Consider the following 25,769-nt stretch of genomic DNA (forward strand, 5'->3'; position numbering starts at 1 on the left):
GATCATGAGCACGAATCAGGCCTCTTTCGTTCGCGCTTCGATGATCGAAGCTTCGCCTGCCCCGTCGCTGGAAAGCGGTGTCGTCTCCTGGCTGCGGAAAAATCTGTTCGCCACGCCCAAGGACACGGCCCTGACGATTATCAGCCTGCTTATCCTGGCATGGCTGGTGCCGCCCGCAATCCAGTGGCTCTTCATCGATGCCGCCTGGAGCGGCGGCGGCCGCGGCGTCTGTGCCACGCTCTCGCAAGGCGGCTCGCAGCCGGAAGGCTGGAGCGGCGCCTGCTGGGCTTTCGTCAATGCGAAATTCGCCCAGTTCCTTTTTGGCCGCTACCCGCTCGATGAGCGCTGGCGTCCGGCACTCGTCGGCATCCTTTTCGTGTTGCTGCTGGTGCCGATGCTGATACCGAGAATCCCATACAAGGGATTGAACGCACTTCTGCTGCTGGTCGCCCTGCCTATCCTTGCGGCGATCCTCCTGCCCGGCGGCTGGTTCGGCCTCACCTATGTCGAAACGCCGCTCTGGGGCGGCCTGATGGTCACCCTGGTCCTCTCCTTCGTCGGAATCGCAGTTTCGCTGCCGCTCGGCATCCTGCTGGCGCTTGGACGCCGGTCGAACATGCCGGTGATCAAGATGCTGTGCACCGTCTTCATCGAAGTCATCCGCGGCGTTCCATTGATCACGGTCCTGTTCATGGCCAGCGTCATGCTGCCGCTGTTCCTGCCGCAGGGCGTCACCTTCGACAAGTTCCTGCGCGCCCTGATCGGTGTGTCGCTCTTTGCCTCCGCCTACATGGCTGAAGTCGTTCGCGGCGGTCTGCAGGCAATTCCGAAGGGTCAGTATGAGGGCGCCGATTCGCTGGGGCTCAGCTTTTGGCAGAAAATGGGCTTCATCGTTTTGCCGCAGGCCCTGAAGCTGGTCATTCCCGGTATCGTCAACACATTCATAGGCCTGTTCAAGGACACATCGCTCGTGTCGATCATCGGCATGTTCGACCTGCTCGGCATCGTTCGCCTGAACTTCAGCGATACGAACTGGGCCAGCGCCGTCACGCCGCTGACCGGCCTTATCTTCGCGGGCTTCGTCTTTTGGCTTTTCTGCTTCGGCATGTCGCGCTATTCAGGCTTCATGGAACGCCTGCTCGACAGAAGCCAGCGGTAAAAAAGGGGAAAAGAAAATGGCAAATACCGCCACTGCACCGAAATTGGCCGTCTCGACGACGGATGTCGCGATCGAAATCACCAACATGAACAAATGGTACGGTGATTTCCATGTGCTGCGCGACATCAATCTCAAGGTCATGCGCGGCGAGCGCATCGTCGTCGCCGGCCCGTCGGGCTCCGGCAAGTCGACGATGATTCGCTGCATCAATCGGCTCGAAGAACACCAGAAGGGCAAGATCGTCGTCGACGGCATCGAACTCACCAACGACCTGAAGAAGATCGACGAAGTGCGCCGGGAAGTCGGCATGGTCTTCCAGCACTTCAACCTCTTCCCGCATCTCACGATCCTGGAAAACTGCACGCTGGCGCCGATCTGGGTCCGCAAGATGCCGAAGAAGGAAGCCGAGCAGGTGGCGATGCACTTCCTGGAGCGCGTGAAGATTCCGGAGCAGGCGCTCAAATATCCAGGCCAGCTTTCGGGCGGTCAGCAACAGCGCGTCGCCATCGCCCGCTCGCTTTGCATGCGGCCGAAAATCCTTCTCTTCGACGAGCCTACCTCTGCACTCGACCCGGAAATGGTCAAGGAAGTGCTCGACACCATGGTGGGACTCGCCGAGGAAGGCATGACCATGATCTGCGTCACCCACGAAATGGGCTTCGCCCGCCAGGTCGCCAACCGCGTGATCTTCATGGATCAGGGCCAGATCGTCGAACAGAACTCGCCGGCCGAGTTCTTCGACAATCCGCAGCACGAGCGGACCAAGCTGTTCCTCAGCCAGATCCTGCACTGATCTTCCAACCGCTCGAAATGACTGCGGCCCGCTTTTACGGCGGGCCGTTTCGTTTGAACTGCAGGCCGAGACCTCGCAGAAGCCTGCCGTTCTAGGCCGAAATGTCAGCCCTGGTTCGTTTTGTCTCCCCGGCAAAGAGGGCGAGCCCGGGATCTGATCTATGGACTCCAGTTGCTAAAAAGTACCAATTCTGGTACAGAAAAAGGTCTCACCAATGGTCTTGAGTAAGAGGGCATTATGCAGCGTGTAGAAGCCTCTGTAGCCGTGAGCGTTTCCGACTTGAAGAAGAGTCCCACGGCGGTAATGGGCGAGGCCCAAGGCGAAGCGGTGGCCGTGCTGAACCACAATCGCGTCATGGCCTATCTGGTGCCTGCCGAGGTCTACGAATCCATGCTTGAGCGGCTGGACGACCTCTATCTTGCCGAGCTCGTGAAAGAGCGAGCGGAGGAAAAGGGCGAGCCGGTCGATATCGATGCCCTATAGCCTCGAATTCCTGCCGTCTGCTCGAAAGGAATGGGACAAGTTAGGCGCGACGATCCGGCAGCAGTTTGTAAAGAAGCTGCGTGAGCGTTTGGAGCGTCCCCGCATTCCGAGCGCCGCGCTAAGCGGAATGCCCGACCACTACAAAATCAAACTGAGACAGCTTGGCTACCGTCTCGTCTACAGGGTCGATGATGGCACTGTCATTGTGTTGGTCGTGGCAGTCGGGAAGCGAGAACGGGGGGACGTCTACAACACAATGCGAGCACGCGGGCGTTAGATCGCCGGACCTCGCATCATAGGCCAACTAAGCGCTCCTATCTTTTGAAACTACGCACTTCCGGACGCAGCCGGAGCGCCCGCCACGAGTCCCTTCGCCCCGCTTGCGGGGAGAAAGTGCCGGCAGGCGGATGAGGGGCGAAATTCTTTAGAGCACTTCAAGGAAGAGTGTGTGACGGTTTTCCGTCCGGAAGTGCGTTGAATCAGATGGCTAGAGCATTTCAATGTTTCTATGAAACGTTGAAATGCTCTAGGAGGACGCTATGCCCTCGGCGGCAGGGATCAGCCGACGAACGCACGTTCGATGACGAACTCTGCCGGCTTGTTGTTGGCGCCTTCCGTCAGGCCGGCGGCTTCGAGGATTTCCTTGGTGTCCTTCAGCATGGCAGTGGAGCCGCAAATCATGCCGCGGTCGATCGCGGGATCGAGCGGCGGGAGGCCAAGGTCGGCGAAGAACTTGCCGTTGGTCATCAGGTCGGTGATCCGGCCCTTGAAAGGATATTCCTCACGCGTCACCGTCGCGTAGTGCCGGAGCTTGTCGCCGACGATCTCGTTCAGGAATTCGTGGTTGCGGATTTCCTCGACAAGGTCGAAGCCATATTTCAGCTCCGCCACGTCGCGGCACGTGTGGGTGAGGATGACCTCCTCGAACTTCTCGAAGGTCTCCGGGTCGCGGATGAGGCTCGCAAAAGGCGCGATACCCGTGCCCGTCGAAAACATATAGAGCCTGCGGCCAGGCACGAGCGCATCCAGCACCAGCGTGCCCGTCGGCTTTTTGCGCATCAGCACCTGGTCCCCGGGCTTGATCCCCTGCAGATGCGACGTCAGCGGTCCGTCAGGCACCTTGATCGAGAAGAATTCCAGTTCCTCGTCCCAGGCCGGGCTCGCGATCGAATAGGCACGATAAACGGGCTTGTCGCCAACCATCAGGCCGATCATCGCAAATTCGCCCGAGCGGAAGCGGAACTCCTGCGGGCGCGTCATGCGGAAGCGGAAGAGCCGGTCGGTGTAGTGTTCGACGCTCGTCACCGTTTCAGCGAAGACGCCTGCCGGAGCCTGTACCGCGAAATCTTCTTTTTTTGCCGGAGCATTCATCGTGACCACAGTCCTATAAATGGTGACGCTGTTTATCAACTACAAACGGATATTCCAACCCATGCCGAATTGAAAGGAAATCCCTTCCAAATATAGTCGCTTTCGAGGATTTCGGCTTGCTTCACACTGTCGCGGCCGCGCCGCTCACGAGACGCGGCGCCAGCTGTAGGAATTGGCGTTGACGGACGGCTTTGCCGTCGGCTGGTAGTGGTTGGAAATGCCCGGCAGCCGGCCCTCCGAAAGCCGCTTGATCGCCGTGGCGTTGGTTACGGCGAAGCTGTCGACGCCGCAACGCAGCATAAGCGGGATCGGGTCGATCAGCACGTCTCCGACGGCGCGAATTTCGCCCTGGTAACCGAGCCGCGAACGCAGCAGCGAAGCATGGCTGAAGGACCGGCCGTCGCTGAAAGCCGGAAATGCCACCGCCACCAGCGCTATCCTTTCGAGATGGGGCTGAAGACGCATCACGTCGTCTGCGGGGTTGATCAGAACGCCAAGCTCCGAGGCATCGCTCTCCGCAACCGCAGCCAGGAAGGCGTCGATGTTCAGGATCGCCTTTTCGTTCGACCCGGCTTTGGTCTCGTCGGTTTCGATCACCCAGGGATCATCGTTCACGAAGCCCGTTTCTTTCCAGATTTTCGTCATCTTATGCTGTCCTTTGATCACGCCGCCGCCTGGGCGCCGCCGCCATAGAGCGCGTCCTTGAAAGGCTGCGGCCCCACCCGGCGATAGGCTTCGAGGAAGGTCTCGGACTTGTCTCGGCGCAAGCCGAGATAGGTGTCGACGATCGTTTCCACCGCGTCGGTCACTCTTTCCGGCTCGAAGCCGCGGCCGATGATCTCGCCGATCGATGTATGTTCGTCACCGGAGCCGCCGAGCGTGATCTGATAGAGCTCCGCGCCCTTCTTCTCGACGCCCAGAAGACCGATATGGCCGACGTGATGATGCCCGCAGGCATTGATGCAGCCGGAGATCTTGATCTTGAGCTCGCCGATTTCGGCCTGCCGCTCGGCCGAGCCGAAACGGTTCGAAATCTCCTGCGCGACCGGAATCGAGCGTGCATTGGCAAGCGCACAGTAGTCGAGCCCCGGACAGGCAATGATGTCGGTGATCAGCCCCGCATTGGCGGTGGCGAGGCCGGCGGCGACCAGGGCGCGATAGACCGGCTCGAGGTCCGCCAGCGCCACATGCGGCAGGATCAGGTTCTGCTCATGGCTGACGCGTATCTCGTCGAAGGCATATTCCTCGGCGATATCGGCGACCGCATCCATCTGTTCGTGGCTCGCGTCGCCGGGAATGCCCCCGATCGGCTTCAGCGAGATCGTTACCATGCCGTAATCGGGATGCTTGTGCGGCTGAACGTTCTGGTGCACCCAGCGGGCAAATTCCGGATCGGCCTTCTTCCAGCGGGCGAGACTGCCCCAGCCCTCGGGCCGGTTCGGCAGCATCGCCGGCGCAAAATAAGCAGCAATCGCCTGGATATCCGCATCCGGCAGCTTCAGTTCCGTGTCCTTCAGATTGGCGAATTCGACCTCCACCTGACGGGCCAGTTCCTCGGCACCGGTTTCATGAACCAGGATCTTGATGCGCGCCTTGTACTTGTTGTCGCGGCGACCATGAAGGTTGTAAACGCGCATGATCGCGGTCGTGTAGGAAAGCAGATCCTCTTCCGGCAGGAAGTCGCGGATTTTCTTGGCGATCAGCGGCGTGCGGCCCTGCCCGCCGCCCACATAGACGGCAAAGCCAAGCTTGCCATTCTCGTCCTTCTTCAGGTGCAGGCCGATGTCATGCACCTGAATGGCGGCGCGGTCGCGCTCGGCGCCGGTCACCGCGATCTTGAACTTGCGCGGCAGGAACGAGAACTCCGGATGGACGCTCGACCATTGCCTGAGGATTTCGGCATAGGGGCGCGGATCGGCGACTTCGTCCGCCGCGGCACCGGCGAAATGGTCCGCCGTCACATTGCGAATGCAGTTGCCGGAGGTCTGCAGCGCGTGCATCTCCACGCTCGCCAGCTCCTGGAGGATATCAGGCGTGTCGGAAAGGCGCGGCCAGTTGTACTGGATGTTCTGGCGGGTGGTGAAATGTCCGTAGCCGCGGTCATATTTGCGGGCGATATGGGCGAGCATCCGCATCTGCCGGCTCGAGAGCGTACCATAGGGGATGGCGACGCGGAGCATATAGGCATGGAGCTGCAGATAGACGCCGTTCATCAGGCGCAGCGGCTTGAACGCATCCTCCGCGAGTTCACCGGACAGCCGCCGCTGGACCTGGTCGCGGAACTGCTCGACGCGTGCGGAAACGAAGGCGTGGTCGAATTCGTCGTAACGATACATGGCTTCTCAGGTCCTCAGGCAGCAACATTTTTTGGGCCCGCAAGCCCGCTATATCCGGGAGCGTAGGGGATCGACGGCCCTTCGGCGCGGATCCGCTCACGCATGCGCAACGGCCGCAGCGTACCGTCGACTTCCTCGACGTCGACAACGTTGACGTCTACCACTTTATTCTCGTCGAACGAGCGCTTTCCGGTCGCCTCCAGGGCCGCGACGGCCTCCGCATGGCGAGCCACGAAGGCATCCTGCAACGACTCCACCCAATTGCCGGAAGCGTCGAGCCAGACGGAAATGCCATCCGCCAGACGGTTTGCCGTCAGAACCTTTTCCACCATCGCGTCGTCCTCAATTCCAAATCTGTTCGGTGCGTTTCGCTGAAACTTTGCCGGCACCGCTATACTTGATGCGGCCGGCGGTAAGCGGCTCGGAGCGTGCGAAATTCGCGCCCGCGACCGCTTCGCCGATGATCACCATGACCGGCCCGTCCAGTTCCGTGCGGGCCTCGAGGTCCGGCAGATCGCGGAGCGTACCGTGCAGGAGACGGCGCTCGGCACGGCTCGCATTCTCGATGACAGCGACGGTCGTGTCCTGCGGCAGACCTGCCTGCATGAGTCGCGAGGCGACGGAAGCCGCAACGGTACGGCCCATATAGACTGCAATCGTCGCGCCGGAAACGGCCAGTCGCGCCCAATCGGGAAGAACGCTGCCTGTCAAATCGTGGCCCGTCGTGAAGACCAGCGACGACGCCACGCCGCGCAGCGTCAGCGGCAGCTCGAAATCGGCGGCCGCGGCAAAGGCCGATGTGATCCCCGGCACCACCTCGTAGCTGATGCCGGCCTCACGCAGCGCCGCCATTTCCTCGCCTGCCCGGCCGTAGACCAGAGGGTCGCCGGATTTCAGCCGGACGACGCGCTTGCCTTCGCCGGCAAGCTTCACCAGCAACTGATTGATCTCGTCCTGCGACTTGGTATGGCAGCCCTTGCGCTTGCCGACCGAAAGCCGCTCGGCGTCGCGGCGGCCCATGTCGACGATCGCTTGCGGCACCAGCGCATCATAGACGATGGCGTCCGCTTCCATCATCACGCGCTGCGCCCGGAGCGTCAGCAGGTCTTCGGCGCCCGGGCCGGCGCCGACCAGCCACACATGGCCGGCCACACCGCCCGCGGCATCCAGAAGCTTCGAGGCCTCCCGGCGTGCGGATGCAAGATCGCCGACCGCGACGTGATCCGCCACGGGGCCCGAGAAGAAGCGCCGCCAGAAAACACGCCGCGCGACGCCGCGCGGCACGAGGCGGTCGACGGCGTCGCGATAGTTGGCTGCCAGAGAGGCAACGATACCCAGCGACGGCGACAGCAATTGATCGATCTGCGCGCGGATCATCTGAGCCAGAACCGGCCCTGCCCCTTCTGTGCCGATCGCAACTGCGACGGGCGCCCGGTTGACGAGTGCCGGCGTCAGGAAATCGCAATAGTCCGGCTGATCCACGGCATTTGCGGGGATTTTCCGCTCGCGGGCCGCAGTCACGACAACGCGGTCAAGCGCCGCATCTCCGGTCGCGGCAAAGACGAGGACGGCGCCTTCGACCTGATGAGCCCCAAAGGGTTCGCGCACGGTCTCGATATTGTTGGCATCCAGAAAAGCCTCGAATGCCGGTTCCGGCCGATCCGCATAGGCGACGATGCGCGCCTCGGTGTTCAGCAGCAACCGCACCTTGGCGAAGGCCTCGTCCCCATTGCCGAACACCGCCACGCTTTTCTGCGCGACGCGAAAGAATGCCGGGAAGACGGACAATTTCTGCGACATGACGAGGGGACGGCTCCTTTTGCAGGCTGCGGCGAATATCCCCTATAGGCCGCAACAATTGAAGGAACAGAAATTTCAATGCTTTTCCGGTCACGTATTGTTTTGCTCGACAGCCGATCTTTTTGAGCAAATATCTCCGGAGCCCTGAACCACCGGTGGCTCGGCCATTGCGCCGATCGGCCGACCTCCGTTAAATGCCGGCTCAAGCAGGAGACCGAGACATGAAGCAAACCCAACTGGCAGAGCGCCTGCTGACCGTCATCGAAGAGGACATACTTCCGCTCACCGAGAAGGGCGTAGCCGACGGCAACAAGGTGTTCGGCGCCGCTATCCTGCGCAAGTCCGATCTGTCGCTGGTACTGGCCGAAACCAATAACGAGACCGAGAATCCGCTGTGGCATGGCGAGGTGCACACGCTCAAGCGCTTCTACGAGATGGCCGAGACGCCGGACACGCGCGAGCTCATCTTCCTGTCGACGCATGAGCCCTGCTCCATGTGTCTCTCGGCGATCACCTGGGCAGGTTTCGATAACTTCTACTACTTCTTCAGCCACGAGGATTCGCGCGACAGCTTCGCTATCCCGCATGACCTGAAAATCCTGAAGGAGGTCTTCCGCCTCGAACCGGGCGGCTACGCCCGGCAGAATGCATTCTGGAAATCGGCGTCCATCGCGACACTGATGCAGGAGACCGATCCCGAAACGCGGCAGCGGCTCACCGGCCAGGACGCCCGCATCCGGGCACGCTACGATCGTCTGTCCGATACCTATCAGGCGAGCAAAGACACCAACGCCATACCGCTGAACTGAGCCATGGAAGCCTCCCGCGACATTCAACGCCTGCTCGACATCATGGCCGCGCTCCGCGACCCGGAGACAGGCTGCCCTTGGGACGTCGTGCAGACGTTCGATACGATCCGGCCTTACACGATCGAAGAGGCCTACGAGGTCGCAGACGCGATCGAGCGTCGTGATATGGACGACCTGTGCGACGAACTCGGGGACCTTTTGCTGCAGGTGGTGTTTCACGCACGCATGGCCGAGGAAGCCGGCGCGTTTTCCTTCGGCGACGTCGTCGAAGCCATCACGCGGAAGATGATCCGCCGCCATCCGCATGTCTTCGCCCGCTCCGACGCCGATACCGCCGAGGCGGTGAAGCTGCAATGGGACGAGATCAAGCAGGCCGAGAAAGCCGACCGGCGGCAACGGCGCCTGCAGCGCGGCGCGTCGCAAGAGGAGCATGCCGGGCATCTCGGCTCGATCCAGCGCAGTTTTCCCGCGTTGGTCGAGGCGCTGAAGCTGCAGGAACGGGCGGCAAAGGTCGGCTTCGACTGGTCCGAGCCGGAGCCGATCCTCGACAAGGTCGAGGAGGAAATCGGCGAGCTGCGGCAGGCACTGAAGGACGGTGACCGGGGGAAGGTCGCGGACGAGCTCGGCGACCTGATCTTCGCGCTCGTCAATATCGGCCGCCATGTCGGCACCGATCCGGAAATGGCGCTGCGCGGCACCAATACCAAGTTCCGGCGCCGTTTCGGACACATCGAAAAGGAACTGGAAGCCGGAGGCGAAACGCTCGACGCGGCATCGCTGGAGCGCATGGAAGAACTCTGGCAGGCGGCGAAGGCTATCGAAAGGCAGCTGACCTAGGCTTGCGGCGTTACCCGCTGCGTCATTGCTGTTCCTTGTATCTGCCTGTCACAGGAATCCAGCTGGAAAGACTCTTCCGCGCCGCAGACGCGGCGCTGCTGGATCCCTGTGACGAGCACAGGGATGAGGTGGAGAGGGTGCGGTCCCTCGGCGCGCTTCATAAACCGTGAAGATAGTGAGAGATATCTTCCCATTCCGGGCTCAATTCTTCTATCAACTTAAGCTTCCACTTCCTCGGCCACTTCTTCATGGTCTTCTCCCGCATGATGGCGGAAGTCAGCAGGTCGAACTCCTCGAACCACACCAAGGTCTTCACGCCGTATCTGGACGTGAACCCAGGCGTCAGATCGTTCTGGTGCTCGAGGAGGCGGCGCGGCAGGTCCCGGGTCACGCCCGTGTACAGCGTCCCGTTTCGCTTCGATGCGAGAATGTAGACGTAACCTTTCATTGCGTGAAAGGTTGACCATTCTCTCGCATATTCGCAAGCAGAAGTTGTAGCGCCCAAACCTCCCCGGCCCTCATTCCTGTGCTTGTCACAGGAATCCAGCCAGGCCAAGTCATTGGACTGGAAAGACTCTTTCGCGCCGCAGACGCGGCGCTGCGCTCATCCCTGTGACGAGCACAGGGATGAGGGAAGGCCCTCGAAACACTTCTCACAGGCCACGCAGGAAGTCAGGAGATGGCGCAACACGCCAGGATGCTACCAATCCTCTTGGACGGCCTTCGGGCCATTGCCCAGCCGCCTCTCGAGCTCGGTGGCCTCTCCCTCCGTCAGACGGAGATCCAGGCTCACGCGCCCATCTTCGAGATCTTCGCGGCCGTCGACGATCGCGTGCTGGTAAACCCAAGGCAGCAACTGTAGCTGATCGAGACCCAGAACGACGGTGCACTCGGTCATGACGCCCGAAAGACGCCGGCCTATTTCAGCGAGAAGATCGTCCACACCGTCGCCGGTCATGGCCGAGACGGCGACCGTGTTGTCGGCGCTCGCGGCCTTCTTCACCAGCGCTTCGCGCACTTCCGGCTCGACCTTGTCGATCTTGTTCCAAACCTCGACAATGCGCTCGGCCCCCTCCTTCTCGTCAATGCCGAGATCGGCCAGGATGCGCAGCACGTCGCTTGCCTGCGCCTGATTATCCGGATCGGACAGATCGCGCACATGCAGGACCAGGTCGGCCTCGAGTACCTCTTCCAGCGTCGCCCGGAAGGCGGCGACCAGATGCGTCGGCAGATCGGAAATGAAGCCGACGGTGTCGGAGAGGATGACCATACGCCCATGCGGCAGTTTCAGCCGCCTCAGCGTCGGATCCAGCGTGGCGAAGAGCATGTCCTCGGCGAGCACACCGGCCCCGGTCATCCGGTTGAAAAGCGTCGATTTGCCCGCGTTTGTATAGCCTACCAGCGCGACGATCGGATGCGGCACCTTCTTGCGCTTCGACCGATGAAGCTGGCGCGTGCGCCGCACCTGCTCCAACTCGCGCTCCAGTTTGACGATCCTGTCCTGCAGCAGCCGGCGGTCGGCCTCGATCTGCGTTTCGCCGGGCCCGCCCATGAAACCCGCGCCGCCACGCTGCCGTTCGAGGTGCGTCCAGCTGCGGACCAGGCGGCCCTTCTGATAATTGAGATGTGCGAGATCGACCTGCAGCGTGCCCTCCCTGGTGGAGGCGCGCCGGCCGAAGATCTCCAGAATGAGGCCGGTGCGGTCGATGACCTTGGCGTTCCATTCCTTCTCGAGATTGCGCTGCTGGACGGGCGTCAGCGGGTGATCGACGATCACGAGCCCCGCATCCTTCTCGCTCAGAACGTGGCCGATCTCCTCGATCTTGCCGGTGCCGAGCAGCGTGCCCGGTTTCGGCTGGGCGACGGGAACGATCATGCCGTGAACGACGTCGAGGTCGATGGCGAGCGCCAGGCCCGTCGCCTCCTCCAGCCGGCTTTCGTCCGAACGCGTGGCGGGCTGCGCAACGATGTCGGCAGACGCCTTCCCGGTTTTTTTCAGGATCGGAACGATGACGACGGCACGCGAATCATCACGGAGCGTCTCGAGCTCCGGAATGATCGACGACGATTTTGAATCACGCTTGGTAATGTTCCTCACACCCCGTCAGGAGGCAGCTTCCTCATTCTCGAACATCTGCAACGGCTGGCCCGGCATGATCGTCGAGATGGCGTGCTTGTAGACGAGCTGAGAATGACCGTCGCGGCGCAACAGCACACAGAAATTGTCAAACGATGTTACGACACCCGTCAGCTTGACGCCGTTGATGAGGAAAATGGTCAAAGAAATCTTTTGCTTGCGGACCGTGTTGAGAAAGAGATCCTGCAAGTTTTGAGAACGTTCCGCCATCGCGCCGCTTCTTTCTTATTTGCCGGCGTTCTTGCGCCGGTGCATTTTGTTAATTTTTAAGGTGTCACGTACGATCCCGGCACCTCCGCAGGGTTTGGTATCAAATCACCGTCTTTTCCGCAATGTCGAAAAAGGCCTCGCGAATATTCTGTGCTATGCTTCCCGGATGACCGTTGCCGATCGTCTTTCCGTCCACGGAAACGACGGGAAAGCAGATGCTGGTAGCAGCGGTGATGAAGACCTCCCGCGCCGCGAGCATTTCTTCCACGGAGAAGGCCTTTTCCTCGATCTTGAGGCCCAGCGGCTTGGCTACGTCCATCAGGGTGGTGCGGGTCACGCCGCGCAGAATGCCGTTCTCCGCCGGTCGGGTGCGCAACGTCCCTTCACGGTCCACGATCCATACATTCGTCGCCGCCCCCTCTTTGACCGTGCCGTCCACGTCGACGAAGATCGCCTCCTGCGCGCCGGCTTCCTTCGCCCGCTGACGGGCAAGCACATTCGGGAGAAGGCCGACGCTCTTGATGTCGACGCGGTCCCACCGGTTCTCCGGCACCGTTATCGCAGATATGCCCTCGGCATTCTTCCGGGCGATCGCCCCAGGGTCCGTGCGCTTGGCGGTGACGACGATCGACGGCGGCGTGTCCGCATCAGGGAAAACATGATCCCGACGTCCGACGCCGCGGGTCACCTGCAGATAGAAGAGCCCGTTTCGGACCCGGTTTCGGCGCAGCACCTCCCGGATGACATGGATCAGCGCCGCACGGCTCATCGGCCAGCCTATCCTGAGCTCGCCCAGGGATCGCCCAAGGCGATCGAGGTGCCGGGTCAGGTCGATGATGAAGCCGTGGCGCACCTCGCAGACCTCGTAGACGCCGTCGGCAAACTGGTAACCGCGATCCTCGACGTGAATGGCGGCTTCGGCGTGCTGGACGTAAGTGCCGTTGACATAGGCGATTCTCGGCATGGCTGAGGCCCTCAGAAATATTGAATGCTGACGCGGAAGAGCTGTTCGACGTCACGGACGGTCTCGGCGGCCGCGAGCAGGACCACGCGGTCCTTCGCCTTGATCCGCGTGTTGCCGTCCGGGCGCACATAGGCCTTGTCGCGATAGAGCGCGCCAATGCGGATACCCTCCGGCAATTCCAGCTCGCGCAGCGCCTTGCCGACCAGCGGAGAGGTTTCGAGCGCCTCGGCCTCGATCACCTCGGCCATGCCGTTCTGCACTGCATACACCGACCGGATGCGGCCTTTTCGCACGTGCTGCAGCACACGCGAGATGGTGACGGCGCGCGGATTGATATAGGCATCGACACCGGCGGCGCCGGCGAAGTCCTGGTAGGCGGGTTCGTTGATCAGCACGAGGGTCGACTTCGCTCCCAGCCTCCTGGCAAGCATGCTTCCGAGGATGTTGATCTGATCGTTATTCGTCAGCGCGACGACGAGATCCGCCTCCTGGACATCCGCTTGCGCCAGGATCCGCTGGTCCATGGCCGAGCCGTGGAGGACCACCGTGCTGTTGAGCTTGTCGGCGACGAGCACGGCGCGGTCGCGGTCGTTTTCGACGAGTTTCACCCGCATGCGCGGCTGCTGTTCCTCGATCGTTCGGGCGACGAAATAGCCGATATTGCCGGCGCCGAGGATGATGATCCGCCGCGCCTCCTGTTCTTCGTGGCCGAAGAGCGCCAGCGTGCGGCGGGCATGGTCGCGGTCGCAGACCACATAGGCGAGATCGCCGGTCTTCAACTGGTCGGAGGAATGCGGAACTATCAGCTTGCCATCCCGGAAGATACCGGTGACGGTCGCGTGCAGATCGGGAAAGAGCTCGCTCAATTGCTGCAGAGGCGTGTCGACGACGGGGCAGTCTTCCATACATTCGATCGCAACCATCGCGATCCGATCATCCGCGAAGCGCACCACGTCTGTGGCACCGGGAAAGGAAATGCGGCGAAGCACGAGCCGCCCTACCTCGATTTCCGGAGAGATCGTCACGTCGATCGGGACGTTCTCGCGCGAAAAGAGGTCGGAATATTCGGGCGCCAGATAGCTCTGTGCGCGGATGCGGGCGACCTTGGTCGGTACGTTGAAAATCGCATGCGCTACTTCGCAGGCGACGATGTTGACCTCATCGTACAGCGTTACCGCGATGAGCATGTCGGCCTGATCGGCGCCCGCCTTCGCCAGTACATCCGGATGCGCCCCGTGGCCGACGTAACCGCGCACGTCCAGCGTCTCGGTTATGTAGGCAATCAGCGCGGCCGACGTATCGATCACCGAAACGTCGTTATTCTCGCGCGACAGCCGCTCGGCGATGCCGTAGCCGACCTGCCCTGCCCCGCATATGATCACCTTCATTGCTATTCCTTACGTCTGGGACGGATCTGCAGATGGCTCTAGAGCACTTCCAGCAAAAGTGTGTAACGGTTTTCCGTCCGGAAGTCGTTGGATCAAAGGGTCGGAGCGTTTCAGTGTCTCCATGAAACATTGAAATGCTCGAGATGGGGCGAAATACGCCCCTTCCGTTTTCAATTACACGCCCAACGACTTCAGCTTGCGATGAAGGGCGGAGCGCTCCATTCCCACGAATTCCGCAGTGCGCGAGATATTTCCGCCGAAGCGGTTGATCTGGGCGATCAGATAATCGCGTTCGAACATCTCGCGAGCCTCCCGCAGCGGCAAGGTCATGATGTGCTGATCGCTTTGCGCCGAAATCTTCGGCAGGGTGTCCCCCACCTCGTTCGGCAGCATGTCGGCGGTGATCGGCGTATCGGGACCGTCGCTGCGCGCAAGGATCATCAGGCGCTCGATGTTGTTGCGCAACTGGCGGATATTGCCGGGCCAATCATGCGCCTGCAGCACGGCCAGCGCATCCTCGCCTATCTTGCGGGGGCGGATGCCGGCCTGTTCGCTTACCTGTCGCATGAACATGTCGACCAGGAAAGGGATGTCCTCGCGCCGCTCCGCAAGAGCGGGAACGCGCACCGGAATGACGGCAAGCCGGTGATACAGGTCCTCGCGGAAAAGGCCTTCGGTGATCATGTTCTCGAGATTGTAGGCGGTCGAGGAGATGATGCGGACATCGACCTTGACGCGCTTGGAGCCGCCGACCCGCTCGAACTGCTGATCGACGAGGACGCGCAGGATCTTGTTCTGCGTTTCGCGCGGCATTTCGCCGACCTCGTCCAGGTAGAGGATGCCCCCATGGGCCTCCTCGAGCGCACCGGTTCGACGCGGCTGCCCCGCAGTTCCTTCGGTACCGAAAAGCGCGATCTCCATTCTGTCGGGCGTGATCGCAGCCGCATTGAGAGCCACGAAAGGACCGTTGGCACGCGCGGACTTACGATGGATCATCCGCGCGACCAGTTCCTTGCCGGAGCCGGACGGTCCCTGGATCATGATGCGGCTGTTGGTCGGTGCCACTTTCTCGATCATCTGGCGCAGCTGCGACACGGCAACCGAGGTTCCGATCAGCTCCACCGGATCGCCCGACTTCCTTTTCAGCTCGGAGACTTCGCGCTTGAGCTTGGAATTCTCGAGCGCCCGCTCGGCGATCAGGATCAGCCGGTCGGCCTTGAACGGCTTCTCGATGAAATCATAGGCTCCGCGCTTGATCGCGGAGACGGCGGTTTCGATGTTGCCGTGACCCGAGATCATCACCACCGGCAAGTCGGGGTGGCGGTTCTTGATCTCGTCGAGCAGTGCCAAACCGTCGAGCTTGCTTCCCTGCATCCAGATGTCCAGGAAGATCAGGCGTGGCACACGGTCGTTGATCGCCGCGAGCGCGCTCTCGCTGTCGAAAGCGGTCCGCGTTTCATGGCCCTCGTCCGACAGGATTCCCGAGACGATCTCGCGAATATCCTCCTCGTCATCCACAACCAGAATATCAGCCGCCATTGGTATTACCCTTATCCTTTAAATTATCTTCGCCCCCGGTCTCGCCGGCAGGCGGCAGAACCACCCGGATCATCGCCCCGGCGCCGCCGTCGAAGTCCGGCGGTGCGTCGTGCAGTTCCAGTTGCCCGCCGTGGTCCTCGATGATCTTCTTGACGATAGCGAGGCCGAGACCGGTGCCCTTATCCCGCATCGTCATGTACGGCTCCAGAATTCGGTGCCGGTTCTCGGTCGGAAGCCCCTTGCCGTTGTCGATGACGTCGACCACGAACCGGCCGGTGGTATCATCGCGACGGGATCGGATGAGGACCTTCGGCGCGCCTCGCGACGTTCCCGCGGGCACGGCTTCGATCGCCTCCACCGCGTTCTTCACGAGATTGCCGAACGCCTGACCCAGCATGCGGCCGTCGAACTGCCCCTCGAGCGGTTCGTCGCCGAAATCGCGGACGAAGTTGATGTGGGTGTTGCCCATCTCGCGCAGGAATACGGCGTCCTTCAGGATCGCCCGCAGGTCGGACTTCTCCTTCGTCGGCTTCGGCATGCGCGCAAAGGCGGAGAATTCGTCGACCATCCGGCCGATGTCCTCGACCTGGCGCACGATCGTTTCGGTGCACTGGTCGAAGACCGCACGATCCTCCTGATCGATCTGCCTGCCGTAGCGGCGTTTCAGCCTCTCGGCCGAGAGCTGGATCGGCGTCAGCGGGTTCTTGATCTCGTGCGCAATGCGGCGAGCGACGTCCGCCCAGGCGGTGGAGCGCTGCGCGATTACCAGATCCGTGATGTCGTCGACGGTGATGACATAGGAACCATGCGATTCGTCGCCCTCCTCCCGCGTCACCTGAACATTCATCGTGCGCTCGGTGCCGCCGCGCATGATGTTGATCTGCTTGCGGTAATCGTTGCGGTAGCGGCTCTCGGCCTCAACCAGAACCGCTTCGATTTCCGGGGCCACGTCGCTCAGATTCGCGCCGATGAGCTCCGGCGCCGCCTTTTTCAGCATCCCCTCCGAAGACGGATTGAAGATGGTGATCCGTCGATCCCTGCCGACGCCGATGACCGCTGCCGTCACGCCGGAGAGCACTGCCTCGATAAAGCGGCGGCGTTGGTCGACCTCGTCCTTCGCCACCAGGATCTGATCCTGCTGGGTCCGAATTTCGCTCACCATCTTATTGAACGTGCGCGACAGGTTGCCGACGTCGCCGTCGACTGCACGCACGGGAACGACGACGTCGAGATTGCCTGAAGCGACGCTGTCGGCCGCGCCGATCAGTTGCCGGATCGGCCGGACGATGCGGTCGGCGACCGCAATGGCCGTCCAGATCGCCGCCAGCAGCACGATCAGGGCAAAACCGATGTAAAGGACGCCGAAGGCGATCTGCAGGGAGGTACGCCCGGCCTCGAGCGTCTTGTATTCCGCAGTGTTCTCTTCCATCAGCCGCATCGATCGCATGACTTCCGGATCGACGTTTCTGACGGTGTAGAGATAGGTGCCCGGAATGTTTTCGAGCGGAATGACCGCCCCCACCAGGTTGGTCACGCCCGGGGGATAAGTGTCGGCTGGCCGGCAATGGTGCTTTTCAGTGCGTCCTGCGGGATCGCCGGAAGCGGACGATCGGTCGAAATATTGGCCTGGAGTATGGCGCTGCCGTCGGCGCGCACGAGGAATGCGCCGAGCATGCCGCGCCCCCTCGCCTGCCGTGTCATCAGCTCGACGAAGCCGGTACGGTCGAGGCTATAGAGCTGGCGATTGCGCTCCAGGTCGTTGGCCATCGACACCGTCTGACCCTGAAGGTAGCTGGCATTCTCGAGGACATAGGCCTGCGCGACGTTCAGGGAGGAACGGACGATCGCCTGCGTACGCAGCGAGAACCAGCGATCGAGGCCGACATCGAGGGTAATGCTGGCGAAGATCGCGACGAGGATCGCCGGCGTGATTGCGACGATCGAGAAGAGCGCGACGATGCGCACGTGCAGACGCGCTGCGGCCCTTCCCTTGCTGCGCGCCCTGAGCAGCCTGAATATCTCGCGTGCGATGAGATAGATCAGGCCCACGACGAAGAGTCCGTTGATGCCGGCGCAGGCGATCACGATGTTTCTCTCGGGACGGATCGGGGTCAGGCCGAGAAGAACGAGCAGCGACAAGGTGGCGCAGATCAGGGCGCCGGTGGCGAGCATAAGCCCCGGCAAGGCGAACGAGGCTCGCCGATCCTGGGCAGCAGCGACTCGGTCCTCCGTGCCCAATGGCAAGGCCATTCCATCCACCATGAAAAGTGCTACCCCCAACCGGCGTACCGACGACACCGGCATACGCCTGCGTCCCGGACCGAGACATTGAACCTTACAGCGCCGCGTCTCCTTTCGGACACGCTAAGCCCCCGCCCGCACCGGTCTGATCGACGGGCTGCGACCGAGCGCCGGCGAATCGGCGCTTATGCGAGGTTCAAGCAACGCATTGTGGCGAAAATGCAACGGTGTTGCATCTCAGTCAAGCGCTACGCGAGCTGCGGTACACCGAGACCCCGAGTTCGCGGATCTTCTTGCGCAGCGTATTGCGGTTTAGACCCAGGAGGTCGGCCGCCTTGATCTGGTTGCCGCGGGTCGCCGTCAGAGCCGCGAGAATCAGAGGATATTCCATTTCCGCAAGGACGCGGTCGTAAAGGCCGGAGGGCGGTAAGGCATCGCCAAAGCTCGCGAAATACTGCCGCATGTTCTCCTCGACCGCCTGCGATATCGACAGCGAGCCCGAGCGCGCCGAAGCCTTCTCGATCGGGCTGTCCGGTATCTCCGAGCGCAGTTCGTTCTCGATGATTTCGCGGGTAATGACATCCTGTGGATAAAGTGCCGTCAGACGGCGAACGAGGTTCTCGAGTTCGCGCACATTGCCCGGCCAGGGATGCGCCTTCATCAGCTCCAGAGCCTCCTGATCGAAGCGCTTGACGTCGAGCCCTTCCTTTTCGGCCTGCTGGACGAAATGGCGGACAAGGTCCGGGATGTCTTCGGCGCGGTCTCTCAGGGGCGGCAGACGCAGCGGCACGACATTCAGGCGATAGTAGAGGTCCTCGCGGAAAAGGCCCTGATTGATCGATTGCTTCAGGTCCTTGTTGGTGGCGGCGACGATGCGGACATCCGAGCGGATCGGCGTGCGTCCGCCGACGGTCGTATATTCGCCCTGCTGCAGCACGCGCAGGAGACGCGTCTGCGCATCCATCGGCATGTCGCCGATTTCGTCCAGGAAGAGCGTCCCCCCTTCGGCCTGCTCGAAACGACCGGTGGAGCGCGTCTGGGCGCCGGTGAAAGCCCCCTTCTCATGACCGAACAGCTCCGAACTCGATGAGGTCGCGCGGGATCGCCGCCATGTTGATGGCGACGAAGGGACCGTTTCTCCGCTTGCCATAATCGTGCAGTGCACGGGCGACGAGTTCCTTGCCGGTGCCGGACTCGCCGGTGATCATCAGGGTGAGGTCGGTCTGCATCAGCCGGGCAAGCACACGGTAGATTTCCTGCATGGCGGCGGAACGGCCGACGAGCGGCATCCCGTCCTGCGAATCGTCCTCCAGCTTCGAGGGCCGCCGCTTGGGTTCGGCGAGCGCCCGGCCGATGATGCCGATCAGCTCCGTCAGATCGAAGGGCTTCGGCAGATAGTCGTAAGCGCCCTTCTCCGAAGCCTTGATGGCCGTCATGAAGGTATTTTGAGCGCTCATCACGAGAACCGGCAGATCCGGCCGGGCCTTCTTGATCCGCGGCAGGAGATCGAAGGCGTTTTCGTCCGGCATCACGACATCGGTCACGACCAGGTCGCCGTCGCCGGCCGCTATCCAGCGCCAGAGGGTTGCAGCATTGGAGGTGATGCGCACATCGTATCCGGCACGGCTGAGCGCCTGGTTCAGCACGGTGCGAATGGCAGCGTCGTCATCCGCGACGAGGATCGTTGCGCCCGTCATCCATCGGTTCCTTTTGTCATCGGAGTTTCGTCATCGGCCGCCAACCCCTTGGATGCCGGCATGAGAACGCGGAAGGTCGTGCGGCTATGCTGGCTGTCGCATTCGACGATGCCGCCGTGGCCGCCGATGATCTTGGCCACAAGCGCCAGGCCGAGACCGGACCCGTTCGTCTTGGTGGTGATGAACGGGTCGAAAAGATGCGGCAGCAGATCGGGGGGACGCCTGGACCGTTGTCATGCACGCAGAATTCCAGCGGCAGCGAAATCTTTTCGCGTGTTCCGGCGACCGACAGGCGAATGCCCGGCCGATAGGCCGTCGTCAGCAGAATCTCGCCGTCCGACCTGTCGCCGATCGCCTCGGCCGCATTCTTGATCAGATTCAGGAAGACCTGAACTAACTGGTCGCGGTTTGCGAAAACCGGGGGAAGCGACGGATCGTAATGTTCCGAGATCTTGATTCTCCGGGCAAAGCCGGCCTTGGCGATCGCCTTGACGTGGTCGAGCACCGCATGGATGTTGAGCGGCAGGCGGTCGACCGGGCGCTCGTCGGAGAAGACCTCCATCCGGTCTACGAGCGAGACGATGCGGTCGGTTTCGTCGCAGATCAGTCTCGTCAGGGCGCGATCCTCGTCATTGACGGAGGTTTCCAGGAGCTGCGCGGCACCGCGAATGCCCGAAAGCGGATTCTTGATCTCGTGGGCGAGCATCGAAGCAAGGCCGGTGACGGACCGCGCTGCGGCACGGTGGGTGAGCTGGCGGTCGATCTTGTCCGCCATGGACCGCTCCTGGAAGACGATCACCACCGATCCGGGTTGCGACAGTACCGGGGCCACATAAAGGTCGACGAGCTTGTCGGCTCCAAGGCGCGGAGAGCTGAGGTCCACCCGGTACTCGTTGACCGCCGCCCGCCGCTCGCGAACCTGCTCGATCAGCGTCAGGAGCGGGCTGCCGAACGGAATGAAGGCGCTGATATCGTGCCGCGCAAGATGGTTGGCGCTGGCCCCGAAGAAGGATTCGGCCTCCCAGTTCGCAAAGGCGACGAAGCCATTCTCGTCCACCAGGATGACCGGATTCTGGATCGCGTTCAGCACGGCCATGGAAAGATCGTTGGCGCCTTCCACCGGTGCCGTTGCCTTCTCCGTCATGCCGCAATCTCCTCCCTCGCCGCCGCATCGCCGGAGCGAGCAATGGCGGCTACCACGCTGTCGCGTACGAAAGCCGTGTCGGTCGATGTCAGAATCGCGGCCTTCTCCGAAGCGGGAAGCTCGGGCGCGAAACGATCGAGATACCAGCCCGCGTGTTTGCGGGCGGTCCGCAGCCCGACCTCCACGCCGTAGAATTCAAGCATCATCTCGTAATGCTCCGCAAATATGCAGGCGACGCCCGACGCATCCGGGTGAGCCGCAGCGCCGGCGAGAACGCCAGCATGCCAAGGCCGCCCCTGGCACGATCGACCGACCATGACGGCGTCCGCACCCGACCGGCGCAGGATCTCGTGCGCATCGGCAACCGAACCCACATCGCCATTGGCAATCAGCGGGACGGAGACCACCTCGCGGACGGCCCGAATCGCATCCCAATCGGCCTTGCCGTTGTAGAATTGCATGCGTGTGCGTCCATGAATGGTGATCGCCTTCACGCCTGCCTCCTCAGCCCTGCGGGCAATCAGCGGCGCATTGATCGAATTCTCATCCCAGCCGAGGCGCATCTTGAGCGTTACCGGGACCGTGGCTGCGTTGACCGTCGCTTCGATCAGCGAAAGCGCGTGATCCGGATCGCGCATCAGCGCAGATCCGGAATAGCCCCCGGTGACCTTCTTCGCAGGGCAGCCCATGTTGATGTCGATGATATCGGCGCCATTGGCCTCGACGATCCTCGCCGCCTCGGCCATCCAATGCGCCTCACGCCCGGCGAGTTGCACGATGTGGGGGTCGATGCCGGAATTCTTCAGCCGCGCCCAGGATTCGGCGGCATTACCGACCAGTTCGCGGCTCGCCACCATCTCGGTCACGACGAACCCGGCCCCGAAACGCCAGGCAAGCGTACGAAAGGGCAGATCCGTCACGCCGGACATCGGCGCGAGCGCTACGCGATTGCGGATTTCGACATTCCCGATCAGAAGCGAGGGTGAAAAAGCCGTCGAGGGCAAATGCATATCTTTCAGGCACATGAAAATCGTGCACTATTTTTAGACATTGTTCTTCTGCTTGCCAAGCCTTTTCGACGCGCGGGACAAAATTCCTCGCATGGCTGGCCATGGCAGGACCTTCGCGGTACATCACGGCGAATATTGGCGAATGCGGGACCACATACAAAAGATGCAAGGCGAAGAACAGTTCTCCTGCGGCGTCGTGATCGTTGCGGCCGGCCGCGGCGAGCGCGCCGGCCAGTCGGCCGAGGGACCGAAGCAATACCGCACGATCGGTGATCGCCCCGTTATCGCCCATACGCTTGACATTTTCGCGACATGGCCCGGAACGGGACCTGTCGTCGTCGTGATCCACCCGGACGACGAAGAGCTGTTCGCGGCGGCCCGCCGGCGGATGGCGGCAACTTCGGAGCTGACAGTGGTCCACGGCGGAGCGACACGCCAGCTTTCGGTGCTTGCCGGGCTGGAAGCGGTCGCCGCTACAGGCGTGGAATACGTGATGATCCACGACGCGGTGCGACCCTTTTTCGATCACGCACTGCTCGATCGCTGCGGTGCGGCGCTTCGTGGCGGCGCCCAGGCCCTCCTGCCGGCAATTGCAGTCGCCGACACGCTGAAGCGTACGACGGCGGCCGGCCTCGTCGCCGAGACCGTCCCGCGAACCGATCTCTATGCCGCACAGACGCCGCAGTGCTTCCGCCTCGAGCTGATCCTCTCCGCTCACCGGCAAGCGGCGGCAAGCGGCAGGTCCGACTTTACGGACGACGCCTCGATCGCCGAATGGGCCGGCATCCCCGTCCTTCTGGTGGAAGGAACCGTGGACAATTTCAAGTTGACGCTCCGGAGGGACCTGTCGATGGCAGACGAGAAACTGACCCGCATGGCCATTCCCGATGTGCGCACAGGCAACGGCTATGACGTGCATCAACTCGTGGACGGCGACGGCGTAACCCTCTGTGGTGTCTTCATCCCCCACGACCGCAAACTCTCCGGCCATTCCGACGCGGACGTAGCCCTGCATGCCTTGACGGACGCCCTGCTCGCCACTTGCGGTGCCGGCGATATCGGCGACCACTTCCCGCCATCCGACCCGCAGTGGAAGGGCGCGGCTTCGCGCATCTTTCTCGAACACGCTGCGCAGATCGTCCGCGAGCGCGGCGGCACTATTACCAATGCCGACATATCGCTGATCGCCGAGGCGCCCAAGGTCGGGCCGCACCGTCAGCAGATGCGAGAAAACCTTGCGGCGATACTCGGCATTTCGCTCGACCGCTGTTCGATCAAGGCGACGACCAACGAGAAACTCGGCTTTGTCGGGCGGAATGAAGGAATTGCGGCGATCGCCACCGCGACTGTCGTCTATGCATCACGGAGCAAGCCCGATGTGGACGACCGATACTGAAGAGAAAGCGCGGGCGATAATCCGGGATCTCACCTCCCTCGGACTGAAGCTGGCGACGGCGGAGTCCTGCACCGGCGGCCTGATCGCCGGCGCCTTGACGGAAATCGCAGGCTCGTCCTCCGTCGTCGACCGCGGCTTCGTCACCTATTCCAACGAAGCCAAGGTCGAGATGCTCGGCGTTAATCCCGCAACGCTTGCCGCACATGGAGCCGTCTCGCGTGAGACGGCCATCGAAATGGCCCGCGGCGCGGTTTCGCACTCAGCCGCCGATATCGCCATAGCCGTCACGGGCATAGCCGGCCCGGGCGGCGGCTCCGCCGAGAAGCCCGTTGGCCTCGTTCATCTCGCCGCCGCCGCCCGTGACGGCGCGACGGTTCACCGGGAGATGCGTTACGGAGACATCGGCCGAGGTGCGGTGCGGCTTGCCACCGTGCATACGGCGCTCGATCTGGTCGCAGAACTGGCTCACGCCCCGTAGATCACATCCGCCCGCTTTTCGAATGCTTCGGAGAACATGCGGAAGGCGCGATCGAACATCGAGCCCATAAGCGCGCCCAGAAGGCGGCTCTTGAATTCATAGTCGATGCAGAAATGCACGATCGATTGGTTATCGTTCACGGGCTCGAAACGCCAGACATTGTCGAGGTACTTGAACGGACCCTCGATATAGTTGACGTCGATGATCCGCTCTTCCCTTTTGAGAAGCACCTGCGTCGTGAATGTTTCCCGGATCGCCTTGTAGCCCACGGTCATGTCGGCAAGCAGCAGCACCTTGCCGTCGCGCTCCTTGCGTGAGCGTACGCTCAGCGCTTCGCAAAGGGGCAGGAACTCCGGATAGCGCTCGACATCGGCGACGAGAGCGAACATCTGCTCGGCCGAGTGCTTGACGACGTGGTTGGTTTCGAAATGGGGCATGGATTGTGAGTTAAGGCTGCAGCGCGAGAAGATCAAGGAGGCGGCGCATTTGTGCCGGCTTGTTGTCGATGGTCGTGGAGTGTTGCCACGAATGTCCTTCGACCCGCCTGCGGGGAGAAGGTGGCCGGCAGGCCGGACGAGGGGCGGAAGCAGGCGGACTACTCCGCCGCAGCCGCCAGCTTCTTCTCGCGCGCCGCCTTCAGCCGGGCGAAGTCGTCGCCGGCATGGTGGGACGAGCGGGTCAGCGGGCTCGAGGACACCATCAGGAAGCCCTTGGTGTAGGCCACCGTCTCGTAGGACTTGAATTCTTCCGGAGTGACGAATTTCTCGACCTTGTGATGCTTGCGGCTCGGCTGCAGATATTGGCCGATCGTCAGGAAATCGACATCGGCGGTACGCAGGTCGTCCATCAGCTGCAGCACTTCGTTGCGCTCCTCGCCGAGGCCGACCATGATGCCCGACTTGGTGAACATGGTGGGATCGAGTTCCTTCACGCGCTGCAGAAGCCGGATCGAGTGGAAATAGCGCGCGCCCGGTCTGACCGTCAGGTAGTTGGACGGAACCGTTTCGAGGTTGTGGTTGAAAACGTCCGGCTTGGCGGCCACGACACGCTCCAGCGCGCCGGGCTTGCGCAGGAAATCGGGCGTCAGGATTTCGATCGTGGTTTCCGGCGAGGCTTCCCGGATCGCGAAAATGACCTTCTCGAAATGCTCGGCGCCGCCATCGTCGAGGTCGTCGCGATCGACGGAGGTGATGACGACATGGCTCAGGCCCATCTGCTTCACCGCCTTGGCGACATTTGCGGGCTCGTCCAGATCGAGGGCATTGGGCTTGCCCGTCGCGACATTGCAGAAGGCACAGGCACGCGTGCAGATCTCGCCCATGATCATGAACGTCGCGTGCTTCTTGTCCCAACACTCGCCGATGTTCGGGCACCCGGCTTCCTCGCAGACCGTAACGAGCTTATGGCTCTTCACGATCGAGCGGGTCTCCTGATATCCCTTGGAGGTCGGTGCCTTCACACGGATCCAGTCCGGCTTGCGCAGGACCTCGGTGTCGGGCCGGTGGGCCTTTTCCGGGTGACGAACACGCTGCGCCCGATCCGAGACGGCGTCGAAAACCGTTACCATGTGTCTTCCTTCATAGTGACGGGCGAGCGGCAACAAGGCCGCCCGCACCTTGTCGCCTTATATAAACAGCCGGAAATGAAAAGTCAGGCCACCATTTGCATGGCAGCCTGACGGCAAGCGATGGGGGAATGGCCCTACCCTCGGACGGCGCGGCCCGCCGCGATCAACAGGCAGGCGCCGATGAATCCGATGATGAGATAGGCGATCCAGCCGCTGTAAGCCATGCCGAGCGCCGCGAGAATGAAATTCAACACCACGGCGCCGATAATGCCGAGAATGATGTTCATGAACAGCCCCATCTGGCTGTTCATGAATTTTTCCGCCAGCCAACCGGCAAGCCCGCCGATGATGATCGCCGCCAGGATACCTACGCCATTCAAGCTCATGAGAACCTCCCCGCATTGTAGATG

23 protein-coding genes and 3 pseudogenes are annotated in these 25,769 nt (G+C 62.0%); 8 read left to right on the forward strand and 18 right to left on the reverse strand.

Features of this window, described 5'->3' with window-relative positions; all coding sequences use genetic code 11:
- Positions 1–4 precede the first annotated feature (4 nt).
- The 4 genes from N0Q91_RS10385 to N0Q91_RS10400 all read left to right on the forward strand — a co-directional run bounded on the left by N0Q91_RS10385 (position 5) and on the right by N0Q91_RS10400 (position 2,712).
- Positions 5–1,159: an amino acid ABC transporter permease gene (locus tag N0Q91_RS10385; protein ID WP_100673923.1), complete on the forward strand. Its 1,155-nt coding sequence runs from the start codon at positions 5–7 to the stop codon at positions 1,157–1,159.
- A gap of 16 nt (positions 1,160–1,175) precedes the next feature.
- Complete coding sequence (locus N0Q91_RS10390; protein WP_100673924.1) at positions 1,176–1,952, forward strand: amino acid ABC transporter ATP-binding protein; 777 nt, start codon at positions 1,176–1,178, stop codon at positions 1,950–1,952.
- A gap of 237 nt (positions 1,953–2,189) precedes the next feature.
- Entirely contained in the window at positions 2,190–2,435 is a 246-nt protein-coding gene (locus N0Q91_RS10395) for a type II toxin-antitoxin system Phd/YefM family antitoxin (protein WP_026168897.1), read from the forward strand.
- Entirely contained in the window at positions 2,425–2,712 is a 288-nt protein-coding gene (locus N0Q91_RS10400) for a type II toxin-antitoxin system RelE family toxin (protein ID WP_018097784.1), read from the forward strand. The genes N0Q91_RS10395 and N0Q91_RS10400 overlap by 11 nt, the downstream gene beginning before the upstream one ends.
- A 281-nt stretch (positions 2,713–2,993) precedes the next feature.
- On the opposite strand, the gene N0Q91_RS10405 is transcribed toward N0Q91_RS10400, so the two are convergent.
- From N0Q91_RS10405 to cysG, 5 genes are all read right to left on the reverse strand, one after another.
- On the reverse strand, positions 2,994–3,806 hold the full coding sequence (locus tag N0Q91_RS10405; RefSeq protein WP_018097785.1) for a ferredoxin--NADP reductase: 813 nt from the start codon (positions 3,804–3,806) through the stop codon (positions 2,994–2,996).
- 144 nt (positions 3,807–3,950) lie between these two features.
- The gene (locus N0Q91_RS10410; RefSeq protein WP_275598024.1) at positions 3,951–4,451 is read right to left on the reverse strand and encodes a DUF934 domain-containing protein; all 501 of its coding nucleotides are present in this window, start codon (positions 4,449–4,451) and stop codon (positions 3,951–3,953) included.
- 17 nt (positions 4,452–4,468) lie between these two features.
- The gene (locus tag N0Q91_RS10415) at positions 4,469–6,142 is read right to left on the reverse strand and encodes a nitrite/sulfite reductase (RefSeq protein WP_100673926.1); all 1,674 of its coding nucleotides are present in this window, start codon (positions 6,140–6,142) and stop codon (positions 4,469–4,471) included.
- Between the two features lie 14 nt (positions 6,143–6,156).
- A complete protein-coding gene (locus N0Q91_RS10420) occupies positions 6,157–6,474 on the reverse strand; it encodes a DUF2849 domain-containing protein (protein WP_018097788.1) in 318 nt (105 codons plus the stop codon).
- Positions 6,475–6,484: 10 nt separating this feature from the next.
- Positions 6,485–7,942 carry a siroheme synthase CysG gene (gene cysG, locus N0Q91_RS10425; RefSeq protein ID WP_275598025.1) on the reverse strand — a complete coding sequence of 486 codons (1,458 nt, stop codon included), beginning with the start codon at positions 7,940–7,942 and terminating at the stop codon, positions 6,485–6,487.
- 221 nt (positions 7,943–8,163) lie between these two features.
- On the opposite strand from cysG, the gene N0Q91_RS10430 reads away from it, so the two are divergent.
- Together N0Q91_RS10430 and mazG are read left to right on the forward strand one after the other, a co-directional pair.
- Positions 8,164–8,751, forward strand: a complete 588-nt coding sequence (locus N0Q91_RS10430) for a deaminase (protein WP_275598026.1) — start codon at positions 8,164–8,166, stop codon at positions 8,749–8,751.
- A 3-nt stretch (positions 8,752–8,754) separates the two neighbouring features.
- On the forward strand, positions 8,755–9,588 hold the full coding sequence (gene mazG / locus N0Q91_RS10435) for a nucleoside triphosphate pyrophosphohydrolase (RefSeq protein ID WP_275598027.1): 834 nt from the start codon (positions 8,755–8,757) through the stop codon (positions 9,586–9,588).
- Between the two features lie 157 nt (positions 9,589–9,745).
- Here the strand turns inward: mazG and N0Q91_RS10440 are convergent, their stop codons facing one another.
- The 10 genes and pseudogenes from N0Q91_RS10440 to dusB form a co-directional block, all read right to left on the reverse strand.
- Positions 9,746–10,036: a GIY-YIG nuclease family protein gene (locus N0Q91_RS10440; RefSeq protein ID WP_275598028.1), complete on the reverse strand. Its 291-nt coding sequence runs from the start codon at positions 10,034–10,036 to the stop codon at positions 9,746–9,748.
- Between the two features lie 252 nt (positions 10,037–10,288).
- On the reverse strand, positions 10,289–11,686 hold the full coding sequence (gene hflX, locus N0Q91_RS10445; protein ID WP_275598029.1) for a GTPase HflX: 1,398 nt from the start codon (positions 11,684–11,686) through the stop codon (positions 10,289–10,291).
- A 6-nt stretch (positions 11,687–11,692) separates the two neighbouring features.
- The gene (gene hfq, locus N0Q91_RS10450) at positions 11,693–11,935 is read right to left on the reverse strand and encodes an RNA chaperone Hfq (protein WP_003535434.1); all 243 of its coding nucleotides are present in this window, start codon (positions 11,933–11,935) and stop codon (positions 11,693–11,695) included.
- A 100-nt stretch (positions 11,936–12,035) separates the two neighbouring features.
- Complete coding sequence (locus N0Q91_RS10455; RefSeq protein ID WP_018097795.1) at positions 12,036–12,899, reverse strand: D-amino-acid transaminase; 864 nt, start codon at positions 12,897–12,899, stop codon at positions 12,036–12,038.
- 11 nt (positions 12,900–12,910) lie between these two features.
- The gene (gene trkA, locus N0Q91_RS10460; protein WP_003535437.1) at positions 12,911–14,287 is read right to left on the reverse strand and encodes a Trk system potassium transporter TrkA; all 1,377 of its coding nucleotides are present in this window, start codon (positions 14,285–14,287) and stop codon (positions 12,911–12,913) included.
- 174 nt (positions 14,288–14,461) lie between these two features.
- A complete protein-coding gene (gene ntrX, locus N0Q91_RS10465) occupies positions 14,462–15,826 on the reverse strand; it encodes a two-component system response regulator NtrX (RefSeq protein ID WP_018097797.1) in 1,365 nt (454 codons plus the stop codon).
- A pseudogene (ntrY, locus tag N0Q91_RS10470) lies at positions 15,816–18,130 on the reverse strand (two-component system sensor histidine kinase NtrY). The gene ntrX and the pseudogene ntrY overlap by 11 nt, the downstream one beginning before the upstream one ends.
- A gap of 178 nt (positions 18,131–18,308) precedes the next feature.
- A pseudogene (gene ntrC / locus N0Q91_RS10475) lies at positions 18,309–19,764 on the reverse strand (nitrogen regulation protein NR(I)).
- A pseudogene (locus tag N0Q91_RS10480) lies at positions 19,761–20,908 on the reverse strand (two-component system sensor histidine kinase NtrB). Before N0Q91_RS10480 ends, ntrC begins: the two co-directional pseudogenes overlap by 4 nt.
- Positions 20,905–21,933 carry a tRNA dihydrouridine synthase DusB gene (gene dusB / locus N0Q91_RS10485; RefSeq protein WP_018097801.1) on the reverse strand — a complete coding sequence of 343 codons (1,029 nt, stop codon included), beginning with the start codon at positions 21,931–21,933 and terminating at the stop codon, positions 20,905–20,907. Before dusB ends, N0Q91_RS10480 begins: the two are co-directional and overlap by 4 nt.
- A 148-nt stretch (positions 21,934–22,081) precedes the next feature.
- Here dusB and N0Q91_RS10490 point away from each other — a divergent pair, with 148 nt between their 5' ends.
- Both N0Q91_RS10490 and N0Q91_RS10495 read left to right on the forward strand, forming a co-directional pair.
- On the forward strand, positions 22,082–23,314 hold the full coding sequence (locus N0Q91_RS10490) for a bifunctional 2-C-methyl-D-erythritol 4-phosphate cytidylyltransferase/2-C-methyl-D-erythritol 2,4-cyclodiphosphate synthase (RefSeq protein ID WP_275598030.1): 1,233 nt from the start codon (positions 22,082–22,084) through the stop codon (positions 23,312–23,314).
- Entirely contained in the window at positions 23,295–23,792 is a 498-nt protein-coding gene (locus tag N0Q91_RS10495) for a CinA family protein (protein WP_100673934.1), read from the forward strand. The genes N0Q91_RS10490 and N0Q91_RS10495 overlap by 20 nt, the downstream gene beginning before the upstream one ends.
- Here the strand turns inward: N0Q91_RS10495 and N0Q91_RS10500 are convergent.
- The 3 genes from N0Q91_RS10500 to N0Q91_RS10510 all read right to left on the reverse strand — a co-directional run bounded on the left by N0Q91_RS10500 (position 23,780) and on the right by N0Q91_RS10510 (position 25,745).
- Positions 23,780–24,229: a type II toxin-antitoxin system RatA family toxin gene (locus N0Q91_RS10500; RefSeq protein WP_018097804.1), complete on the reverse strand. Its 450-nt coding sequence runs from the start codon at positions 24,227–24,229 to the stop codon at positions 23,780–23,782. The two genes, N0Q91_RS10495 and N0Q91_RS10500, sit on opposite strands and share 13 nt — an antisense overlap.
- Positions 24,230–24,387: 158 nt before the next feature.
- The gene (lipA, locus tag N0Q91_RS10505; protein WP_018097805.1) at positions 24,388–25,359 is read right to left on the reverse strand and encodes a lipoyl synthase; all 972 of its coding nucleotides are present in this window, start codon (positions 25,357–25,359) and stop codon (positions 24,388–24,390) included.
- Positions 25,360–25,493: 134 nt separating this feature from the next.
- Complete coding sequence (locus tag N0Q91_RS10510; protein WP_275598031.1) at positions 25,494–25,745, reverse strand: GlsB/YeaQ/YmgE family stress response membrane protein; 252 nt, start codon at positions 25,743–25,745, stop codon at positions 25,494–25,496.
- Between the last annotated feature and the right edge of the window lie 24 nt (positions 25,746–25,769).

Origin of the sequence: Sinorhizobium prairiense (assembly GCF_029201645.2) — a bacterium.
Classification (GTDB): Bacteria; Pseudomonadota; Alphaproteobacteria; order Rhizobiales; family Rhizobiaceae; genus Sinorhizobium; species Sinorhizobium meliloti_A.

What these genes read in the sequence shown, in the direction of transcription:
- N0Q91_RS10385 (WP_100673923.1), top strand. Translation starts at nt 5, where the DNA reads ATGAGCACGAATCAGGCCTCTTTCGTTCGCGCTTCGATGATCGAAGCT.
- N0Q91_RS10390 (WP_100673924.1), top strand. Translation starts at nt 1,176, where the DNA reads ATGGCAAATACCGCCACTGCACCGAAATTGGCCGTCTCGACGACGGAT.
- N0Q91_RS10395 (WP_026168897.1), top strand. Translation starts at nt 2,190, where the DNA reads ATGCAGCGTGTAGAAGCCTCTGTAGCCGTGAGCGTTTCCGACTTGAAG.
- N0Q91_RS10400 (WP_018097784.1), top strand. Translation starts at nt 2,425, where the DNA reads ATGCCCTATAGCCTCGAATTCCTGCCGTCTGCTCGAAAGGAATGGGAC.
- N0Q91_RS10405 (WP_018097785.1), bottom strand. Translation starts at nt 3,806, where the DNA reads ATGAATGCTCCGGCAAAAAAAGAAGATTTCGCGGTACAGGCTCCGGCA.
- N0Q91_RS10410 (WP_275598024.1), bottom strand. Translation starts at nt 4,451, where the DNA reads ATGACGAAAATCTGGAAAGAAACGGGCTTCGTGAACGATGATCCCTGG.
- N0Q91_RS10415 (WP_100673926.1), bottom strand. Translation starts at nt 6,142, where the DNA reads ATGTATCGTTACGACGAATTCGACCACGCCTTCGTTTCCGCACGCGTC.
- N0Q91_RS10420 (WP_018097788.1), bottom strand. Translation starts at nt 6,474, where the DNA reads ATGGTGGAAAAGGTTCTGACGGCAAACCGTCTGGCGGATGGCATTTCC.
- cysG (WP_275598025.1), bottom strand. Translation starts at nt 7,942, where the DNA reads ATGTCGCAGAAATTGTCCGTCTTCCCGGCATTCTTTCGCGTCGCGCAG.
- N0Q91_RS10430 (WP_275598026.1), top strand. Translation starts at nt 8,164, where the DNA reads ATGAAGCAAACCCAACTGGCAGAGCGCCTGCTGACCGTCATCGAAGAG.
- mazG (WP_275598027.1), top strand. Translation starts at nt 8,755, where the DNA reads ATGGAAGCCTCCCGCGACATTCAACGCCTGCTCGACATCATGGCCGCG.
- N0Q91_RS10440 (WP_275598028.1), bottom strand. Translation starts at nt 10,036, where the DNA reads ATGAAAGGTTACGTCTACATTCTCGCATCGAAGCGAAACGGGACGCTG.
- hfq (WP_003535434.1), bottom strand. Translation starts at nt 11,935, where the DNA reads ATGGCGGAACGTTCTCAAAACTTGCAGGATCTCTTTCTCAACACGGTC.
- N0Q91_RS10455 (WP_018097795.1), bottom strand. Translation starts at nt 12,899, where the DNA reads ATGCCGAGAATCGCCTATGTCAACGGCACTTACGTCCAGCACGCCGAA.
- trkA (WP_003535437.1), bottom strand. Translation starts at nt 14,287, where the DNA reads ATGAAGGTGATCATATGCGGGGCAGGGCAGGTCGGCTACGGCATCGCC.
- ntrX (WP_018097797.1), bottom strand. Translation starts at nt 15,826, where the DNA reads ATGGCGGCTGATATTCTGGTTGTGGATGACGAGGAGGATATTCGCGAG.
- dusB (WP_018097801.1), bottom strand. Translation starts at nt 21,933, where the DNA reads ATGTGCCTGAAAGATATGCATTTGCCCTCGACGGCTTTTTCACCCTCG.
- N0Q91_RS10490 (WP_275598030.1), top strand. Translation starts at nt 22,082, where the DNA reads ATGCAAGGCGAAGAACAGTTCTCCTGCGGCGTCGTGATCGTTGCGGCC.
- N0Q91_RS10495 (WP_100673934.1), top strand. Translation starts at nt 23,295, where the DNA reads ATGTGGACGACCGATACTGAAGAGAAAGCGCGGGCGATAATCCGGGAT.
- N0Q91_RS10500 (WP_018097804.1), bottom strand. Translation starts at nt 24,229, where the DNA reads ATGCCCCATTTCGAAACCAACCACGTCGTCAAGCACTCGGCCGAGCAG.
- lipA (WP_018097805.1), bottom strand. Translation starts at nt 25,359, where the DNA reads ATGGTAACGGTTTTCGACGCCGTCTCGGATCGGGCGCAGCGTGTTCGT.
- N0Q91_RS10510 (WP_275598031.1), bottom strand. Translation starts at nt 25,745, where the DNA reads ATGAGCTTGAATGGCGTAGGTATCCTGGCGGCGATCATCATCGGCGGG.